A 17,765-nucleotide genomic window follows, 5' to 3' on the forward strand; every position below is an offset into this window, starting at 1 on the left:
GGTACGCAAATTTACATCTTTTATATGATAAAAATCATATTTTAGTTAACAACTGTTCATCAATTTTGTATCAGGTAAAATGAGCAAAGTTATGGACACATCAAAATGTTTCCATTGTGGTTTAGATATTGTAAAAGAAGAGGAAATCTTGTTTGATGACAAGGAGTTTTGTTGCAACGGATGTAAAACCGTGTACGAAATTTTCAGCATCAATGATTTAACCTGCTATTACGATTTTGAGAAATCACCTGGAGCAACCCCACAAGAGATTAAAGGCAAATATGATTTTTTAGACAATGAAACGATTATTACAAAACTTCTCGAATTTCAGGAAGAAAACACCGCTATTGTTTCACTTAATATTCCTCACATTCATTGTAGTTCGTGTATTTGGATTTTGGAAAATCTACAGCGTCTTCAAGCGGGAATAACAGCATCGCAAGTCAACTTCCCCGAAAAAAGAGTTCGAATCACTTTCAATCCAGAAATCGTTTCGTTAAAAGCCATCGTCAATTTATTGAGCTCCATTGGCTACGAACCTTATATTAGTTTAGAAAATTACGAAACCGGCAAGATTAAAACCGATAGAAGTCTGACCTATAAACTAGGCGTAGCATTCTTCTGTTTTGGGAATATCATGTTGCTTTCCTTTCCCGAGTATTTTGAAGTGAATGAATTTTGGCTCGACCAATACCGAGGCTTTTTCCGTTGGCTGATTTTTGCATTATCACTACCTAGTTTCTTGTATTCAGCTAGTGGGTATTATGTGGCAGCTTATAAAAGTATCAAAACCAAAATGCTCAACATCGAAATTCCTATTGCTTTAGGAATCGTAGTCATGTTTGTGCGAAGTACGGTTGACATCCTAATGAACTATGGTTCTGGTTTCTTCGATAGCTTAACGGGCTTAATTTTCTTTATGTTATTAGGCAAAATGTTCCAAATCAAAACTTATAGCTTCTTGAGTTTTGAAAGAGATTTTAAATCCTATTTCCCTATTGCGATTACCAAAATTAGGGATGACTTTTCAGAAGAAAGTGTTCCGATTTATGATATCAAAAAAGGGGATAGACTGCTTATCAGAAACCAAGAATTACTTCCGGTAGATGGGATTTTAATTTCAGATAAAGCCGAGATTGATTATAGTTTTGTTACTGGGGAAGCCATTCCGATAACCAAGAAATCAGGAGATAAAGTTTATGCAGGAGGAAAGCAAGTAGGGAAAGTCATTGAAATGGAAGTACTGCATTCGGTTTCCCAAAGTTACCTAACCCAATTGTGGAGCAACGATGTTTTCCAAAAAAATGTAGAACAAAAACACAAAACCATTACCGACAAAATCAGCCGTTATTTTACGCCTATCCTTTTATTAATTGCCTTTGCTGGTTTTGGGTATTGGGTTTTTAAAGATATCAATACAGCTTTCAATGTATTCACTGCGGTTTTAATTGTGGCTTGTCCTTGTGCACTAGCTTTAACGGCGCCCTTTACTTTTGGGAATGTGTTGCGGATTTTAGGGAAAAAGAAATTCTACCTCAAAAACGCCATTGTTATCGAGCAATTAGCCAAAGTAAACACCATCGTTTTTGATAAAACAGGTACGATTACTACCAACAAGAAATCGAATATCTCTTATGAAGGTAAAGCACTTTCCGAAGAGTATGAGATGCTGCTAAAAAACACCCTTAGAGCTTCAAACCATCCTTTGAGCCGAATGTTATACAACCACTTGCCCGAATCAGGAAGAGTAAAAGTCACCCATTTTGAAGAACTTACAGGGAAAGGAATAAAAGCACAAGTAGGCGATTTTCATGTTACCATTGGCTCAGCGGCATTTTTAGGAGTCAAAGACGAAAATAGCATTCAGCAAACCACGGTACATATTAAGGTAGACGATACTTACTATGGTAAATACATTTTTAATAATGAATATCGTGAGGGACTTTCCACCCTTTTCAAAACCTTGAGTGCTACCTATGAAATCAAAGTTTTATCAGGAGACAACGAAGGGGAGCAGGCCATATTAGAACAACTGTTGCCTAAAGGAACCGAATTAATATTCAACCAAAAACCGGAACAGAAATTAGAGTTTATCAAAACCCTTCAAGAGCAAGGTAAAAATGTGATGATGGTAGGCGATGGATTAAATGATGCTGGAGCTTTAGCACAAAGTAATGTTGGGATTTCCATCTCTGAAAATGTCAATGTGTTTTCACCTGCTTGCGACGCTATTTTGGATGCAGGGGAGTTTCAAAAACTAGGCTACTTTTTGCAACTCTCTAAAAAAGCGATTACCACCATTAAGATGAGTTTTACACTCTCCTTATTATATAATGTAGTCGGATTGTCGTTTGCTGTAACTGGAAATTTACTGCCTTTAGTTGCGGCCATCATTATGCCATTGAGTACCATTACTATAGTCAGTTTTGTAACCTTGATGAGTAATTATTATGCTAAAAAAACTAAAATATAACCCCAAAGCCGAAACCTTTTGGAGTATGACAAATGTCATATTTTTTAAGAATTTCCTACAGTAGCTTTGTTAACACAAATTTAAGGTATGAGTGTCATTTATTTATTAATCTCCATCAGTATTCTAGTAGCCATCTGCTTTTTTATTGCCTTCATCAAGGCGGTTAGAAGTGGCCAATATGATGATGACTACACGCCGTCTGTCAGAATGCTCTTTGACGACGAACTCAAAATAGAAAAACCAAAATCAGTACAAACCAAAATAGAAAAACAAATTTAATTATGGAAATGCAACAATTTTATTACGACAACAAAATTGTAAAAAAGTTCCTTTACGCTACCATACTCTTTGGTGTCGTGGGAATGTTAGTAGGGCTAATTCTAGCTCTTATGTTTCTTTTTCCAAACATGACCGAAGGAATTTCCTGGTTGAGCTTTGGTAGATTGAGACCTTTACATACCAATGCTGTAATCTTCGCTTTCGTAGGAAACTCTATGTTTGCGGGGGTTTATTATTCTTTACAGCGATTACTAAAAGCCAGAATGTTTAGTGACTTCTTAAGTAACGTACATTTCTGGGGATGGCAATTAATCATTGTCGCTGCAGCGATTTCACTGCCTTTAGGAATCACTACTTCTAAAGAGTATGCCGAATTAGAATGGCCTATAGATATTGCTATAGCTTTAATTTGGGTAGTCTTTGGAATCAACATGATTGGAACAATTCTGAAACGTAGAGAACGTCATCTATATGTTGCCATTTGGTTCTACATTGCGACTTTTGTTACGGTAGCTGTTTTACACATTTTCAACAGTTTAGAATTACCAGTTACGGCTTTAAAAAGTTACTCTGTTTACGCTGGAGTTCAAGATGCTTTAGTACAATGGTGGTACGGACATAATGCCGTGGCATTCTTCCTTACAACACCATTCCTAGGATTGATGTACTACTTCGTCCCAAAAGCAGCTAACCGTCCGGTATATTCTTACCGATTGTCAATTGTACACTTTTGGTCTTTAATCTTTATTTATATCTGGGCTGGACCTCACCACTTGTTGTATTCTGCTTTACCCAACTGGGCACAAAACTTAGGAGTTGTGTTCTCTATCATGTTGATTGCTCCATCTTGGGGAGGTATGATTAATGGATTACTTACTTTAAGAGGAGTTTGGGACAAAGTAAGAGAAGAACCTATTTTGAAATTCTTCGTGGTAGCCGTTACCGGTTATGGTATGGCCACTTTTGAAGGACCAATGTTGTCTCTTAAAAATGTAAACGCTATTGCACACTATACCGACTGGATTATTGCACACGTTCACGTGGGAGCTTTAGCTTGGAACGGATTTATGGCATTTGGTATGATTTATTGGTTGATCCCAAGAATGACGAAAGGACCTTTGTTCTCTAAAAAATTAGCCAACTTCCATTTCTGGATTGGTACTTTAGGGATTATCTTGTATACCCTTCCAATGTATGTAGCTGGATTTACGCAAGCTTCTATGTGGAAACAATTCAACCCAGATGGAACGTTAACTTATGGTAACTTCCTGGAAACCGTTAAAGAAATCATGCCAATGTATGCCATGAGAGCGGTGGGTGGTACTTTATATTTAGTGGGAATGTTAGTATTGGTTTACAATATTATCAGAACCGTACGTGCTAACGCAGCGGTAGAAGATGAATTAGCAGAAGCTCCTGAATTACAAAGAATCAGCAGTGCTAGAATGAAAGGCGAGAAATACCACTCCTGGTTAGAAAGAAGACCAATACAATTAACCATTTTTGCGGTTATTGCGATTCTTATCGGTGGAATTATCCAAATCGTTCCAACCATCATGGTAAAATCAAATATCCCAACTATTGCTAGTGTGAAACCTTATTCTCCACTAGAACTAGAAGGTCGTGACTTGTACATCCGTGAAGGTTGTGTGGGTTGTCACTCTCAATCAGTTCGTCCATTTAGAAGTGAAGTGGAACGTTATGGACCACAATCTAAAGCTGGTGAATTTGTTTACGATCACCCATTCCTTTGGGGGTCTAAACGTACGGGTCCAGACTTGTTAAGAGTAGGTGGAAAATACAATGATAGCTGGCATTTTAACCACATGTGGAGTCCACAAAGTATTTCTGCGGGTTCTATTATGCCAAGTTACCAATGGCTATTCGATAACAAACCTTTGAATATATCGTTGACTGAGAAAAAAATGAAAGTGATGGCTACTCTTGGTGTTCCTTATACGGATGCCGATATTGCTAACGCTCAAAAGAACTTAAGAGCGCAAGCCCTTACAATTGAAGAGAACTTGAAACAAGATCCTGATTTTGTAAAAAGTTATGAGGACAGCAAGCATAAAGCAGCTGCTAAAGGAGAAGCTTTTGTTCCTATGAACGAAAGAGAGATAGTAGCTTTGATAGCTTATCTTCAAAGATTAGGTACCGATATTAAAGTAAAAGAAACCGCTAAAAACTAACGCCATGTTCGAACAAATCAAACATAATATGGAAACCATCGCGGGAGTTGCGATTTATCCAATAGTGTCTTTATTAATCTTCTTTTTCTTCTTCGTAGGATTAGGTCTTTGGGTGTACTCCTATAAGAAAGAAAAAATCAAAGAGTTAAGTCAACTTCCATTAAACGATTAAAACCAAACTATAATTTTAAATAGTAAAAAATGAAAAAATTAATCCCAGTATACGTTCGAATTCCCCTTATATTCTTTACAGTTTTCGGGGCGATGGAGTATTTCATAGACTCAGGCGACCGTCCTGCTTTTATCAAGTACCCAATGATTATGGTGTTCCTAGCCGTGTTTCTATTCCTTTTGATAGCTATAGAAATCACCATGAGTGCCGTAAACAATGTGACTTATCATATGCTTACAGAAGAACAGAAAAAAGTAGTTGATAATGTCAATACCCTTAACATTAAAGATGCGGAGTGGTATAAAAAACTAATGCAAATGTTAACTCGTACTACTCCAATGGAGAGCGAAACCGATATTTTGCTAAATCACGACTACGATGGTATTAAAGAACTAGATAACAAATTACCGCCATGGTGGGTGTATTTGTTCTTAGGTTGTATCGGTTTTGCGGCTGTTTATTTGGTTCGATTTGAAATCATGGGAGGTGACAATCAAGAAATGGAGCTTAAAAAAGAAATGGCTCAAGCTAAGATTGATGTTGCCAATTACATGAAAACGGCTCCTGATTTGATGGACGAAAAAACAGTAACCTTACTTACAGACAAAGGGTCATTAGCAGAAGGGAAAACCATATTCATGACCAACTGTGTGGCTTGTCACCGTGCGGATGCTGGAGGACAAATTGGACCTAACTTAACCGACGATCATTGGATTTTAGGTGGTGGAATCAAAAATGTATTCCATACTATTACTAATGGAGGACGTGACGGAAAAGGAATGGTGTCATGGAAAACCAATGGTATGAAACCAAAAGACATCCAAAAAGTAGCCAGTTATGTGTTGTCCTTACAAGGCAGTAATCCTCCAAATCCAAAAGCTCCAGACGGAGAAGTATGGGTAGACGAGGCTGCAAAAGCCACAGTTAAAGCGGATAGTACACAAGTAAAAAAATAAAACAATGTCAAATTTACCGGACGAAGCCTTTAGAGATACCATTGGAACGATTGATGAAGCAGGGCATAGGAAGTTTATTTTTCCTAAAAAACCTTCAGGTAAATTCTATGAATACCGAAAATGGGTGAGCTATTTTCTGCTCCTCGTTTTAATTGCCAATCCGTTCTTAAAAATAAATGGGAATCAGTTCATGATGTTCAACGTCTTGGAAAGACGATTCAATATTTTCGGATTCCCATTTTGGCCTCAAGATTTCTATCTCTTCGTGCTCTTTATGATTGTAGGCGTAGTCTTCGTCATCTTCTTTACCGTCATCTTTGGAAGGATATTTTGTGGATGGATTTGTCCGCAAACCATCTTTCTGGAAATGGTGTTTCGAAGAATTGAATACTGGATTGAAGGGGATAGAGGGGCTCAAATTCGCTTAAGCAAACAAGAATGGAATGCGGAGAAAATTAGAAAGAAAGGCCTTAAATGGTTTATCTTTCTCATCATTTCGTTTTTCATTGCCAATGTATTCTTAGCGTATCTAATCAGCAGTGATGAGTTGTTCCAAATGATTGAAGACGGACCAGCGACTCACATAAGCACTTTGATAGCGTTACTGATTTTTACAGGCGTGTTTTACTTCGTGTTTGTTTGGTTCCGAGAGCAAGTTTGTATTATCGCTTGTCCTTACGGCAGATTACAAGGCGTTTTATTAGACAACAAGTCCATTAATGTAGCCTACGATTTTGTTCGTGGAGAAAAAGAAGTCGGTAGAGCCAAATTCAACAAACAAGAAGACCGAGCCGCTTCTGGAAAAGGGGATTGTATCGATTGTAAACAATGTGTGCACGTTTGCCCAACCGGAATCGACATCAGAAACGGAACGCAACTAGAATGTGTGAATTGCACCGCTTGTATTGATGAATGTGACACTATCATGGAAGGTGTCAATTTGCCAAAAGGATTGATTCGCTATGCTTCGGAAGATGAAATTGAAAAGAAAGCGAAGTTCAAGTTCACCACAAGAATGAAAGGATACTCAGCAGTACTGTTGATCTTGATGGGAATTTTAATTGGATTACTGTTCTTACGTTCTGAAGTAGAAACCACCATTCTGAGATTACCAGGACAACTGTTTCAGCACAAAGGAGATAACATTAGTAATATTTATACGTTCAAAATTATTAATAAAACGACTAAAGATTTTAATGACATTCATTTCAAACTGATGAACATCAAAGGAAAACTGAATGTAGTAGGCAAGCAAGATTTAAAAGTGCCGAAACAAAGCATGAGCAAAGGAACTTTGTTTATCGAAATCAATCAGTACTTGTTAGATCATGACAGAACTAAAATTAAAATTGGAGTCTATAACGGAAATAAAAAAATCGAAACCACTTCTACTAGCTTTCTTAGTCCGAGAAGTTTTGATTAACCATAAAAAAATAACGATATGAAAATTAATTGGGGAAAGGGAATCGTAATAGCTTTTGCACTATTCATGAGCTTCATTTTATACTTTGTTTTCAAAGTACAATCCGATTCAAAATATGACAATGATTTAGTGGTTGAGGAATATTACAAACACGATGTTCATTTTGGTGACGAAATGGCTCGTATTCAAAACGCCCATGATTTGGTTGAGAAACCAACATTTGTTAATGATGCCAAAGGAATTACAGTAGTATTTCCAAAAAATAGCCAACCCAAAGGAATAGTGTCCTTTTACCGACCGTCCAACAAAAAATTAGATTTTGAGGTTCCGATTTCACTGTCTAATTCATCTTTGCTCATACCTAAAACAAACTTGGTTGGCGGTCGTTGGGACATTAATATGGAATGGCAAAATGACGGTAAAAAGTACCTCACCAAAGAAGTAGTTTATATTAATTAAAACATCATGCTTTACACGGCTTTACTATTCGGACTTATATCCAGTCTGCACTGCATTGGTATGTGTGGACCCATAGCCATGATGTTGCCGTTAGATCGCAATAACCTAACCAAAAAAACGTTTCAAATTATAGTGTATCATTTAGGTAGAATTACGGCTTACGCTAGTTTGGGATTGGTTTTTGGCTTACTAGGTAAAGGGTTATATCTCGCCGGAATTCAACAGCAAATGTCTATTGTCATAGGAATTATGATGATTACCATTGTGTTGATTCCCGAAAAGATTTTTGCCCGATATAATTTTTCAAAACCTGTTTTTCGTTTGATATCCAAAGTGAAATCGAGCTTAGGAAAACAGTTCAAGAAAAAATCAACAAGTTCTATTTACACTATTGGTTTGCTTAATGGATTTTTACCTTGTGGTTTAGTCTATGCTGCTTTGTTTGGAGCCATTGCTATGCAAAACGAATGGTATGGTATGACTTACATGATTTTATACGGATTAGGAACGGTTCCTTTGATGAGCGCTATAGTTTATATGGCGCATTGGCTTGGCAATCCTATTCGTAGCAAAATGCAAAAACTAATTCCCATAGTGGCAGTGGGAATCGGGATGCTCTTTATTCTAAGAGGGTTGGGAATCGGAATTCCTTATGTGTCACCTAGTACGATGAGCTTGTTTATCCAAGCACATCCTAATTGTCATTAAAACCTAAAATAATTATACTCATGGAAAAACACAATTTACTACAAGAATTCCCTGAACTTCAGGATAAAATCCACGAATTAAAAGTATCCGATACGCATTTCAGAAAACTATTTGATGATTACCACGAATTGGAGCATCAGATTCACCGAATCAATATCGGAACTGAAATTGCTAACGAACAATTTACGCACGAATTAAAAGCGAAGTTGTTGTTCCTAAAAGATGAAATATACGCCTATTTGAATAGATAATTTGATTATCAATTAGTAGAAAACCACGTTGAGAAACGTGGTTTTTTTTTATGAGAAATGCAGTTGAAAAAGAAAAGATTTAAACGGTCATAGAGAACAACTTAGTTTGTGGTAACTGACGTTTTAATCGTAAATCAAAGGCCATGCAAATATTACGAACAAAGGGTTTTCCGGCTTCGGTAACGGTTATAGTATCTTTAGATATTTCTAGTAAACCATCAACAACCATCTCCTGTAACTCTATGAGTACCTCCGGAATATCATCAAAGTAATCACTTTCATTTTTCCAAGAAGTAGTAAACTGACACATTAAATTCAAGATGTGTTTCCGAATGATTAAATCTTCCTTAGTCAAAAGATGTCCCTTAAAAACAGGCAATTTATCCCATTCTAATAACTGATGATATTCATCCAGATTTTTTACATTTTGTGCAAAACTAAACCAACTATCACTGATAGAAGAAACTCCTAAACCAATCATTAATTTTGTTTTAGAGTCGGTATAACCCATAAAGTTTCTATGTAGTTTTCCATCGCGAAAAGCTTGATATAGACTATCCGTTTCCAAAGCAAAATGATCCATACCAATCTCGTGATAGCCATTGTTTAAGAGCATTTTTTTGCCTTCTTCGTAGAGTCTTCGTTTCTCATCATCTTTGGGTACATCTTCATCTTTAAACCCTCTTTGTCCGTTTCCTTTTATCCAAGGCACATGGGCATAACTGTAAAAAGCCAGTCTGTCGGGGTGTAAAGATTTTGTTTTCTCAATCGTATCCGCTACATCTTCCAGCGTTTGAAAAGGTAAACCAAAAATAATATCATGTCCTATAGAAGTATAACCAATGTCTCTGGCCCAAAGCGTAACTCGAGCCACATTGTGAAAGGCTTGCACTCGGTTAATAGCGCGCTGTACTTTCTCTGAGTAATCTTGAACACCAAAACTCACTCTTCGGAAGCCCAAATGATATAAGGTTTGCAAATGCGCATAGGTAGTATTGTTAGGATGTCCTTCAAAACTCATGTCGCATTGCGGATGTTTGGTGCCCAAAGAAAAAATACCATTAATAAGGTCTTCCAAATTTTTAGAAGAGAAAAAAGTAGGGGTACCTCCACCCAAGTGAATTTCTTTAATCAAAGGTCTTTTGCCCAATAAATTATAATACAATGACCATTCTTTTAAAACGTCTTGAATATAAGGTTCTTCTACTTGATGGTTTTTAGTAATACGCTTATGACAGCCGCAAAAAGTACACATGCTTTCACAAAATGGCAAATGAATGTACAAGCTAATCCCTTCTTGATAAGATTCTTTAAAAGAAATTTTTAGCATAGACTCCCAATCGTCAGACGTAAAGGTTTCATCCCAGTAAGGAACAGTAGGATAGCTAGTGTATCTCGGACCAGGGACATTATATTTTTGGACAAGCGAACAGTTCATGACTTTCATTTTAAGCAATTTTTTTAGGGAGTATCTAATGCGCTCACCTACAATACAAACCAAAATTATATTTTTTAACTTGTACCAAAAATGATATATATCATGTAAGGGAAATTTTAGAACTTTAAAGAGTATGACTGATTCTGAATCCAAATAGAAAAAATAGGGAAGTAAAACTTTTAAAATCATGTGATTGTAAAATATTTTAAATCCAAAAGGATTTCCTTTATTTTTGCTCCATAAAACACAACTACTATGAAAAAAATAACTTTTTTATTGCTGCTGCTAGGCTTTTCTATTACAGCATCAGCGCAGACTCCTATTCACAATTTTGAAGAATTGATGACTGCTTTTAAAGCGGGTAAATCAGTTAAAGCTTTAATTTACTATGGGAAATGCAAACTATTTTCTGACGGTGTGGAAGAACCGGAATCGCCTAATGCCATTGGCGGTATGAAATTGGATACATACGAATACTTTGATTCCAGTGTGTTCAAAAACAAAGTACCTTCTTTTGTAACGAGTTCCCAAACCGTATTAATCAATCAGTCCTTTTATGGTTACGTATATAACTATGTAAAAATAAAAGTGCGAATTGACAATTCAGTTGAAATTACGGCCCGTTACCTAAAACCCCGAAAGTTCTCCTCTAAGTTCAAAATTGTGATGGATGAAACTTTCAAAGGCACTATCAATGATGGCACTAACGATGGAGCCGTTTCGTTGTTTGTGGAATAAAGTAGATAAAGAAATAACTCCAAGAAACAAAAAGAGCAACATAAAATGTTGCTCTTTTTTATTCCAAAAACGTTTTACATTAGAACGTTGTTACTGTAGGAGGAGAAGTTAAGTAATCGGTGTATTGACCGTGACCTAAAGCATTCCAACTGCCACCATAGTATTGTGTACCACTTGAAGTGTATAAGAAGTCACCAGAATAATCATGGTTGATATTAGCCACATAATGTAAATTATTAGATTGTCCCATATCAAAATTCATAACAAAATGGTAGTCATTAGTAGCGTTTTTAGTCCAGTCAAAAGTAATGTTATAGTCAGAACCTGATGGATCACCCACTACAGCTGTATTGATGCTATAAGCCCAATGTCCTGCCGAACTATCTGTATTTTCCCAACCTGTAATCGTGCAGTAAGTCGTACCGCTTTGGGTCATGGTATAATTAAATTCATATTCTGTACCTACTAAAGCATAAGTATAAACAACAGTATAGTTGCCATAGGTCCAAGTATAAGTGGAACCAGCTGAATCCGTTTTACCAGATGGGGGTGTCATGTAGGAACCACCAAGACTCATATAGGCATCCATTTGACTAATTTGTGTCCAAGCTTCTGGAGAAGTGGTTTGTAAATTAGACGGAACTTTAGTGGCTAGATTCAGTTTGGTTACCGATGGTTTGAAAGCGGGTGAACTACTACCAGAGTCTTTACTACAACTCGTGATGGCAACAGCAATAATCAATAAAGCTAAAATTTTTTTCATTTGTTTTGTTTTAAGGTTATTCTTCAAAAATAAAAAAATAATCAACATATTCAGAATTTTTTTATATTATAATGACTACTTAAATAGAGATAACCCTTTAGACAACAATACATAACCAAAACGTAATCATACTTTATTCTTCCAAAACGCATAACCCCAAAATTATATAATGCCTTCCCAAAGTTATATAATGCCCCAGTTGTAGCCTGCCTATATCTTTGTACCAGTAATAACAATAAATGAAATCATCATGAAAACAACAGTAAAAATGTGCCAATGTGCCGCCGAATCAACGACCAATACTTGTACTAATCCCAATTGTACTTGCGTCGATTGTCAATGTGGTGCTAATTGTACTTGTGGTACCTGCAAGTAAACAGTAACCCATCAGACTAAAGCAAGCCGCTCTTCATCAGAGTGGCTTCTTTTATAATAGCATATAGAAATCTCTAGCAACCTACAACCCACAACTTTCAACACAATTCTGTAACTTTACACTATGAATTCCACTTTACTAGTAGTCAAAAACATGGTTTGCCAACGTTGCGTCATGGCCGTAGAAGCTATTTTGCAAACAGAGGGTATACCGTTTCACAAAGTCATCTTTGGCGAAATTCATTTGAAAGAGGCTATAAAGGAGGAGCAAAAAGCGCGTTTAAAATCAAGCCTGAGTCAAGTAGGTTTTGAACTCATCGACAATCACACCAGCGGACTGATAGAAAAAATAAAACAAGTTGTCATCAAAAGAGCCCGTAACGAAATGGAAGGGGATGCGGCCAAAACCAAACTCTCCATCTATTTATCCGAAGTCATGCACCATGAATACACTTACCTAAGTAGTTTATTTTCCGCTATTGAAGGGAGAACCATTGAAAATTATTTTATAGAACAACGAATAGAAAAAGCCAAAGAGTTACTTATCTATGACCAACTCACTTTATCTCAAATCGCCTTTCAATTAGAATACAGTAGTGTGGCGCACCTCTCCACCCAATTCAAAAAAATAACAGGACTAACACCCACCTACTTCAAAGAAGTGGGCACCCTAAAAAGAAAAGCCCTAGATAAAATATAATCCACAACTGCAATGTCTTATCAATTCCGACTCGCCACACTATCCGAAGTCCCTGCCATATGGGGCATCCTGCAACAAGCCATTCAAAGACGCAAAGCCGATGGTAGCAACCAATGGCAAGACGGGTATCCCAATCCTGAAGTGGTAACACAAGATATCGAAAAAGGAGTAGGATATTTAATCACCTTCAACACTACTATCATCGCTTATACGGCTATCCTAATCAATGACGAACCTGAATACGATACCATAGAAGGGCAGTGGCTAACTCACCATGATTTTGTGGTATACCATCGAGTAGCTGTCTCCGATGCTTTCTTAGGGCAAGGAGTAGCCAAAAGAATGCTGGCTTATATAGAAGATTACGCCCGTCAAAATCAAATTTATAGCCTGAAAGTCGACACCAATTTCGACAATGCTCCCATGCTAACCCTATTGCAAAACAATGGCTATGTTTATTGCGGAGAAGTCTATTTCAGAGGCAGCCCTAGAAAAGCCTTTGAAAAGGTATTGAGTAAATAATATCCAACCAATACCAACTCACCACCAAGGAATTATGCAATCTTTTTGTAGAATACTATAAAAGCATTGGCCGACTAAAAAACTACCTTCGATATAACGTTTAATACTTTATGTCATGAAAAAATTATGGATAACACTGCTCTTTTTGGTTGGAACCACAATAGCCTTTGCACAAACAGAAAAACAAGACGACCATCAGGAAAATGATCAGGACAAAATAGATCAACAACCCCAGTCTCCTGATCAAGTACTGCAAGAACGTCGAGCAAAAGTAGAAGCTCAAGCGGCACAATATGAAAAAGAATCTAAGCAAAGAGATGCCGAACAAGCTAAAGAGAAAGCAGCCCAACTAGCCAAAGAAAAAGCTAAAAAACCAGCAGTTGTAAAAAGACCCTTAAAGAAAAAATAACCCCTTTCTTTACCTCAATTCACCATTCAGCATTTATTCTGCTACGCTCCATACAGTCGAGCAAAGCTCTCGTTTCACCATTCACCATTCACAATCACCATGGCAACATCACTTTGGGTCCTAGACCCCACACATTCCGAAATAGGCTTTAAAATAAAACACCTAATGATTACCAATGTATCGGGTAAGTTCAACAGCGTCGAAGCAACTATAGAAAATGAAGACGATACCTTTGAAACTTCCAAGATTCGTTTTTCGGCCGAGACCCTTTCGATAGACACTAACAATGAAGAGCGGGATGGACACCTCAAAGGGGGCGATTTCTTTGACGTAGCAGAATATCCAACACTGACTTTTGTGGCTACTAACATCATCCAACTCAAAGAAGGAGGATACACCATAACAGGAGATTTAACCATAAAAGGGCACACGAAAAGCATCACCTTAGCGGCAGAGTACAGTCCGCCCATCCTTGATCCTTGGATGCAACTAAAAGCAGGGCTATCGGTAACCGGAAAAATTAACAGAAAAGATTTTGGATTAGAGTGGAATACAACTCTAGAGGCAGGAGGAATGCTAGTAGGCGAGGAAGTATCGCTAATAGCAGAAATGCAATTCATAAAGCAACAAGTAATTCCAGAGTAGAAATTCCCAATGACAACGACCTCTTTTAGACTTTTTTAGGAAGTGGTAATACTAAAGCATGTCACTGAGATTTTTATGTCTTTCCCGCGCAGGCGGGAATCCATAGCTATTAAAAACAAAGCTCTTAAAATTACCCTCTAGACAGGGGTTAGGGGAGTGTCTAGAATAACACCCACAACAACGCCCCAAGGGGAACCCCCACCAAAACCACCAAACTCACCAAACACCCCCGAGACGTTTTGTTATACACTTTATTATACATAAACCGTTTCGGATTAGTAACCCATCCCATCCCTCGTGGAGCTTTCAAACCCAGGTTATGCCTAACAAACCGTGCCGGAGAAGTGCGCGCCGCTATTCTTTTAGTAATTGAAGGAATTCGGAAACCAAATTTCATAGTGTCTTTTTTTAATAAAAGTAAACAAAAAAAGTTTTCCTTCTTTTTAAATTTGATGGTAAGAGTAGCGTTTCAAATCTAGTGAAAGAGGAATTGTTACTCTATCGGAAGATTTTTTTCAGTTTGGCTAGAAACTATGACGCAATGCAAAACGTTTTAGTTATAGTTTTGTTGGATTTATTGAAAACTTTATTCATGGTTTCAGATTGTAAATACCATCTATCGCAGCTATCTTTAGAAAAATTGACGTTTATATTAATAAAAATCTGCGTGATCATCAAACTCTCCTATTGAAAAAGAAATACCTAAGCTAAAAGTCATATGAAATCCCATTGTACCGTTTGTTCCTGCAGTTAATACTGGCTCTCCACTGTAATAAAAATGTTGTCTCATGGCAACGATATTAGTCCAATCCAATAAAAGAGAAATGTCATCGTTTAGCCTAAATCTCGGAGATAATCCAAAAGTTACATTGATTTGTCGTTCCCAACCGGGGATGTACCCGATTTGAATTTCCTTATTATGGGTGTTATTATAAGTAATACCACCACCCAAATGAGAATATAATGCAATACTCTGATTAGAAATGCTATTCAAATCAAAAAAATCGCCTACATTGTAATAGGCTTCTAAATTTAATCTATAATGATCACTGCCTTTATCTCCAGCATTAAAGGTATCAAAACTAAAATCACTTTTTGCACCCCACTTTTGATTAAACATATAGCGACCCCCCATATTAATATGAGAAAAGGAAGCAAATTGACCACTTCCATCTGAAGATTGATTCATCATTGGAATATTATACCCAAAACTAGTTTCAATTGAAACTTTGTCGTAAACAAATTTTTGAGAAAATATATTTATTGAAAATAATAATAATAGTAATAATAATTTATTCATGATTAAAGGAATCTAAACTAAAAAAGGGTTGACAAAATTCGAGTCTAAAAACATAATCATTTCAAAATCAGCATTTGTGTAAAAATTGGTTTGTAAATATATATTTAAAATGAAATTATTCCAAACTAGTCATTAGTATAAATCCATTTTCATCACAATTAAATACAAGGAATAAATTACGGATTTAGCTAAGTATTTTGACCAATTATGGTATACGGAAAGATATATAACATAAAAAAAGGATTGGAGGAATAGTTTTATGTTAATAAATGTATTGTCTTTTTTAGAGTAATACATTCATTTTTTAATTAAAAAGGAGTGGCACCGATGCAATCTATAACGAGGTGGTACCAAAGAAGCACAAAAGTTCTATTTTAAATCCATACGTAAATTTATTCCGTCGCACTCCATACAGTCGAGCTAAGCTCCTGTCTCGCAATTTGCATTCCGCACTTCCAACTTCGTAATTTTTCTAAACCCAACACCCATAAAAAAAGCCAGTCTATTAGACTGGCTTTCCTTGGTATCGGTAAAATATATCTTAGATAACGTTTACATTAACAGCGTGTGGTCCTTTTTGACCTTCTTCTACAGTGTAAGACACTTTGTCGTTCTCACGTACTTGACCATTTAAGCCAGTAACATGAACAAATACATCTTGACCACCTGCATTTGGCGTAATAAATCCGAAGCCTTTAGCTTCATTGAAAAATTTAATTGTTCCTTCAATCATAAAAATAAATATATAGTATTAAAGCGCAAAGATAGTTTGTTTTTAATAAAAACGCATCTTTTTCTTATTTTATTTAAAAATATTTTAAAATATTAGCTTTTTGATTAAAATTTTTTCAAAAAGGATAGTGATTAAGGACTAGTAACTAGTAACTAGTAATTAGCGATTAGTAATTTTTTAACCTACAATCCACAACTTATAACTCACAACTCCCTACAACCACACTCCTTATTTTCATTCAGATACGCAATAGTGGCTTTGCCCATTTTCTCCAACACTGGAATATGGATATCGGATAACTTTTTTACATAGATACAGGATTTCCCCATTTTAAACTTTCCCAAGTCCTCCAATAAAGGTTTTGATGCTTCGGTGGGAGAGTAGACATAGAGCGAAAAGGCCGCTTTACGAGGGGAGAAGGCTAGCAAAGGCATATCGCCCTCGTGTCCGCTAGCATAGTGATAATGATAGCTACCAAACCCAATAATGCTAGGCCCCCACATTTTCGGCTCAAATCCTGTCCAATCCCGCATCAGCGCAATGAGTTGATAACTATCCGCTTTCTTTTGTTCCTCACCGACATAAGAATCGATAAAAGCTAACACATCCACCTCCGTTGCAATAGTCTTATTTTTTGCCATAATATGGTATTAGTATATGCTCTAATTTAATAGCCAAATTAGTAATTAGTGATTCATTTCGCTCTATAAAGTAAAGCTACGCTCTCGTGTAGCACTTCTTGCTTCTTACTTCTTGCTTCTTTCTTCTTACCTTCAACTCAACACCTCCAACAACACAGTAGTATACTTAGTAATATTAATCAACCTCAAGTTCAAATCAATCTTCGTGTTTTGACAGTCTTTTTTCAAGTAGGAGATCATCAGATACAATGCCTCAATCAAGGTTTCTAAATCAAAATCTACGATTCTTTTAATCTTATGCTTTTCGGCAAGTTCCGCTGTTACTTTTTTTCTAGAAATGGTAGTATAGGGCATTTCATATTTTACCGCAGCAGTGAGTTCGCCCACCTCTAGCATTGCAATGATTTGTAACCTACGCTCCCGGTCTATGATAGCCGACTTCCCAATGTCCGCCAGTAGTTTTTGATTCAGTTTCAACTCGGCTTTTAAAGCCCGCTTCAAAGCTGAAGCTTTAGTAGCCAGCACAGCACTGTCTTTAGCTACATCGTAGATTTCTTTAATGACACTCATTCTATTATAATTTATATA

General features: G+C 36.6%; 21 protein-coding genes. 15 read left to right on the top strand and 6 right to left on the bottom strand.

Going from position 1 to position 17,765, the window contains the following annotated elements; all coding sequences use genetic code 11:
• Window positions 1-91: 91 nt before the first annotated feature.
• The 9 genes from OLM53_RS14240 to OLM53_RS14280 all read left to right on the top strand — a co-directional run bounded on the left by OLM53_RS14240 (window position 92) and on the right by OLM53_RS14280 (window position 8,913).
• Entirely contained in the window at window positions 92-2,473 is a 2,382-nt protein-coding gene (locus tag OLM53_RS14240; RefSeq protein ID WP_264520892.1) for a heavy metal translocating P-type ATPase, read from the top strand.
• Between the two features lie 87 nt (window positions 2,474-2,560).
• The gene (gene ccoS, locus OLM53_RS14245) at window positions 2,561-2,752 is read left to right on the top strand and encodes a cbb3-type cytochrome oxidase assembly protein CcoS (RefSeq protein ID WP_264520893.1); all 192 of its coding nucleotides are present in this window, start codon (window positions 2,561-2,563) and stop codon (window positions 2,750-2,752) included.
• 2 nt (window positions 2,753-2,754) lie between these two features.
• Window positions 2,755-4,944: a cytochrome-c oxidase, cbb3-type subunit I gene (ccoN, locus tag OLM53_RS14250; protein WP_264520894.1), complete on the top strand. Its 2,190-nt coding sequence runs from the start codon at window positions 2,755-2,757 to the stop codon at window positions 4,942-4,944.
• A gap of 28 nt (window positions 4,945-4,972) precedes the next feature.
• Entirely contained in the window at window positions 4,973-5,116 is a 144-nt protein-coding gene (locus OLM53_RS14255; protein WP_413614248.1) for a CcoQ/FixQ family Cbb3-type cytochrome c oxidase assembly chaperone, read from the top strand.
• Between the two features lie 29 nt (window positions 5,117-5,145).
• Window positions 5,146-6,072: a cbb3-type cytochrome c oxidase N-terminal domain-containing protein gene (locus OLM53_RS14260; RefSeq protein WP_264520896.1), complete on the top strand. Its 927-nt coding sequence runs from the start codon at window positions 5,146-5,148 to the stop codon at window positions 6,070-6,072.
• 4 nt (window positions 6,073-6,076) lie between these two features.
• Window positions 6,077-7,495 (top strand): cytochrome c oxidase accessory protein CcoG, encoded by a 1,419-nt coding sequence (gene ccoG, locus OLM53_RS14265; protein WP_264520897.1) that lies wholly within the window; start codon window positions 6,077-6,079, stop codon window positions 7,493-7,495.
• Between the two features lie 18 nt (window positions 7,496-7,513).
• Window positions 7,514-7,954: a FixH family protein gene (locus OLM53_RS14270; RefSeq protein ID WP_264520898.1), complete on the top strand. Its 441-nt coding sequence runs from the start codon at window positions 7,514-7,516 to the stop codon at window positions 7,952-7,954.
• A 6-nt stretch (window positions 7,955-7,960) separates the two neighbouring features.
• Window positions 7,961-8,662: a sulfite exporter TauE/SafE family protein gene (locus OLM53_RS14275; RefSeq protein ID WP_264520899.1), complete on the top strand. Its 702-nt coding sequence runs from the start codon at window positions 7,961-7,963 to the stop codon at window positions 8,660-8,662.
• 20 nt (window positions 8,663-8,682) lie between these two features.
• Complete coding sequence (locus tag OLM53_RS14280) at window positions 8,683-8,913, top strand: YdcH family protein (protein ID WP_264520900.1); 231 nt, start codon at window positions 8,683-8,685, stop codon at window positions 8,911-8,913.
• Between the two features lie 79 nt (window positions 8,914-8,992).
• Here the strand turns inward: OLM53_RS14280 and hemN are convergent, their stop codons facing one another.
• On the bottom strand, window positions 8,993-10,351 hold the full coding sequence (gene hemN / locus OLM53_RS14285; RefSeq protein WP_264520901.1) for an oxygen-independent coproporphyrinogen III oxidase: 1,359 nt from the start codon (window positions 10,349-10,351) through the stop codon (window positions 8,993-8,995).
• Between the two features lie 255 nt (window positions 10,352-10,606).
• Here hemN and OLM53_RS14290 point away from each other — a divergent pair, with 255 nt between their 5' ends.
• Window positions 10,607-11,089 (top strand): VirK family protein, encoded by a 483-nt coding sequence (locus OLM53_RS14290; protein ID WP_264520902.1) that lies wholly within the window; start codon window positions 10,607-10,609, stop codon window positions 11,087-11,089.
• Between the two features lie 79 nt (window positions 11,090-11,168).
• On the opposite strand, the gene OLM53_RS14295 is transcribed toward OLM53_RS14290, so the two are convergent.
• Window positions 11,169-11,852, bottom strand: a complete 684-nt coding sequence (locus OLM53_RS14295; protein ID WP_264520903.1) for a hypothetical protein — start codon at window positions 11,850-11,852, stop codon at window positions 11,169-11,171.
• A gap of 250 nt (window positions 11,853-12,102) precedes the next feature.
• Between OLM53_RS14295 and OLM53_RS14300 the strand changes: the two genes are divergently transcribed.
• The 5 genes from OLM53_RS14300 (at window position 12,103) to OLM53_RS14320 (ending at window position 14,503) form a co-directional block, all read left to right on the top strand.
• The gene (locus OLM53_RS14300; RefSeq protein WP_264520904.1) at window positions 12,103-12,228 is read left to right on the top strand and encodes a hypothetical protein; all 126 of its coding nucleotides are present in this window, start codon (window positions 12,103-12,105) and stop codon (window positions 12,226-12,228) included.
• Between the two features lie 123 nt (window positions 12,229-12,351).
• The gene (locus OLM53_RS14305) at window positions 12,352-12,927 is read left to right on the top strand and encodes a helix-turn-helix domain-containing protein (RefSeq protein ID WP_264520905.1); all 576 of its coding nucleotides are present in this window, start codon (window positions 12,352-12,354) and stop codon (window positions 12,925-12,927) included.
• A gap of 12 nt (window positions 12,928-12,939) precedes the next feature.
• A complete protein-coding gene (locus OLM53_RS14310; protein WP_264520906.1) occupies window positions 12,940-13,449 on the top strand; it encodes a GNAT family N-acetyltransferase in 510 nt (169 codons plus the stop codon).
• A 115-nt stretch (window positions 13,450-13,564) separates the two neighbouring features.
• Window positions 13,565-13,858, top strand: a complete 294-nt coding sequence (locus OLM53_RS14315) for a hypothetical protein (RefSeq protein WP_264520907.1) — start codon at window positions 13,565-13,567, stop codon at window positions 13,856-13,858.
• 99 nt (window positions 13,859-13,957) lie between these two features.
• Complete coding sequence (locus tag OLM53_RS14320; RefSeq protein WP_264520908.1) at window positions 13,958-14,503, top strand: YceI family protein; 546 nt, start codon at window positions 13,958-13,960, stop codon at window positions 14,501-14,503.
• 652 nt (window positions 14,504-15,155) lie between these two features.
• Here the strand turns inward: OLM53_RS14320 and OLM53_RS14325 are convergent.
• From OLM53_RS14325 to OLM53_RS14340, 4 genes are all read right to left on the bottom strand, one after another.
• Entirely contained in the window at window positions 15,156-15,803 is a 648-nt protein-coding gene (locus tag OLM53_RS14325) for a hypothetical protein (RefSeq protein ID WP_264520909.1), read from the bottom strand.
• Window positions 15,804-16,344: 541 nt separating this feature from the next.
• Complete coding sequence (locus OLM53_RS14330; protein ID WP_264520910.1) at window positions 16,345-16,536, bottom strand: cold-shock protein; 192 nt, start codon at window positions 16,534-16,536, stop codon at window positions 16,345-16,347.
• 203 nt (window positions 16,537-16,739) lie between these two features.
• The gene (locus OLM53_RS14335) at window positions 16,740-17,177 is read right to left on the bottom strand and encodes a DUF1801 domain-containing protein (protein ID WP_264520911.1); all 438 of its coding nucleotides are present in this window, start codon (window positions 17,175-17,177) and stop codon (window positions 16,740-16,742) included.
• A 132-nt stretch (window positions 17,178-17,309) separates the two neighbouring features.
• The gene (locus OLM53_RS14340) at window positions 17,310-17,747 is read right to left on the bottom strand and encodes a hypothetical protein (RefSeq protein ID WP_264520912.1); all 438 of its coding nucleotides are present in this window, start codon (window positions 17,745-17,747) and stop codon (window positions 17,310-17,312) included.
• Window positions 17,748-17,765 lie beyond the last annotated feature (18 nt).

The sequence above is a fragment of the Flavobacterium sp. N1994 genome, assembly GCF_025947145.1.
In the GTDB taxonomy this organism is placed as follows: domain Bacteria; phylum Bacteroidota; class Bacteroidia; order Flavobacteriales; family Flavobacteriaceae; genus Flavobacterium.

What these genes read in the sequence shown, in the direction of transcription:
- OLM53_RS14240 (WP_264520892.1), top strand. Translation starts at nt 92, where the DNA reads ATGGACACATCAAAATGTTTCCATTGTGGTTTAGATATTGTAAAAGAA.
- ccoS (WP_264520893.1), top strand. Translation starts at nt 2,561, where the DNA reads ATGAGTGTCATTTATTTATTAATCTCCATCAGTATTCTAGTAGCCATC.
- ccoN (WP_264520894.1), top strand. Translation starts at nt 2,755, where the DNA reads ATGGAAATGCAACAATTTTATTACGACAACAAAATTGTAAAAAAGTTC.
- OLM53_RS14255 (WP_413614248.1), top strand. Translation starts at nt 4,973, where the DNA reads ATGGAAACCATCGCGGGAGTTGCGATTTATCCAATAGTGTCTTTATTA.
- OLM53_RS14260 (WP_264520896.1), top strand. Translation starts at nt 5,146, where the DNA reads ATGAAAAAATTAATCCCAGTATACGTTCGAATTCCCCTTATATTCTTT.
- ccoG (WP_264520897.1), top strand. Translation starts at nt 6,077, where the DNA reads ATGTCAAATTTACCGGACGAAGCCTTTAGAGATACCATTGGAACGATT.
- OLM53_RS14270 (WP_264520898.1), top strand. Translation starts at nt 7,514, where the DNA reads ATGAAAATTAATTGGGGAAAGGGAATCGTAATAGCTTTTGCACTATTC.
- OLM53_RS14275 (WP_264520899.1), top strand. Translation starts at nt 7,961, where the DNA reads ATGCTTTACACGGCTTTACTATTCGGACTTATATCCAGTCTGCACTGC.
- OLM53_RS14280 (WP_264520900.1), top strand. Translation starts at nt 8,683, where the DNA reads ATGGAAAAACACAATTTACTACAAGAATTCCCTGAACTTCAGGATAAA.
- hemN (WP_264520901.1), bottom strand. Translation starts at nt 10,351, where the DNA reads ATGAACTGTTCGCTTGTCCAAAAATATAATGTCCCTGGTCCGAGATAC.
- OLM53_RS14290 (WP_264520902.1), top strand. Translation starts at nt 10,607, where the DNA reads ATGAAAAAAATAACTTTTTTATTGCTGCTGCTAGGCTTTTCTATTACA.
- OLM53_RS14295 (WP_264520903.1), bottom strand. Translation starts at nt 11,852, where the DNA reads ATGAAAAAAATTTTAGCTTTATTGATTATTGCTGTTGCCATCACGAGT.
- OLM53_RS14300 (WP_264520904.1), top strand. Translation starts at nt 12,103, where the DNA reads ATGAAAACAACAGTAAAAATGTGCCAATGTGCCGCCGAATCAACGACC.
- OLM53_RS14305 (WP_264520905.1), top strand. Translation starts at nt 12,352, where the DNA reads ATGAATTCCACTTTACTAGTAGTCAAAAACATGGTTTGCCAACGTTGC.
- OLM53_RS14310 (WP_264520906.1), top strand. Translation starts at nt 12,940, where the DNA reads ATGTCTTATCAATTCCGACTCGCCACACTATCCGAAGTCCCTGCCATA.
- OLM53_RS14315 (WP_264520907.1), top strand. Translation starts at nt 13,565, where the DNA reads ATGAAAAAATTATGGATAACACTGCTCTTTTTGGTTGGAACCACAATA.
- OLM53_RS14320 (WP_264520908.1), top strand. Translation starts at nt 13,958, where the DNA reads ATGGCAACATCACTTTGGGTCCTAGACCCCACACATTCCGAAATAGGC.
- OLM53_RS14325 (WP_264520909.1), bottom strand. Translation starts at nt 15,803, where the DNA reads ATGAATAAATTATTATTACTATTATTATTATTTTCAATAAATATATTT.
- OLM53_RS14330 (WP_264520910.1), bottom strand. Translation starts at nt 16,536, where the DNA reads ATGATTGAAGGAACAATTAAATTTTTCAATGAAGCTAAAGGCTTCGGA.
- OLM53_RS14335 (WP_264520911.1), bottom strand. Translation starts at nt 17,177, where the DNA reads ATGGCAAAAAATAAGACTATTGCAACGGAGGTGGATGTGTTAGCTTTT.
- OLM53_RS14340 (WP_264520912.1), bottom strand. Translation starts at nt 17,747, where the DNA reads ATGAGTGTCATTAAAGAAATCTACGATGTAGCTAAAGACAGTGCTGTG.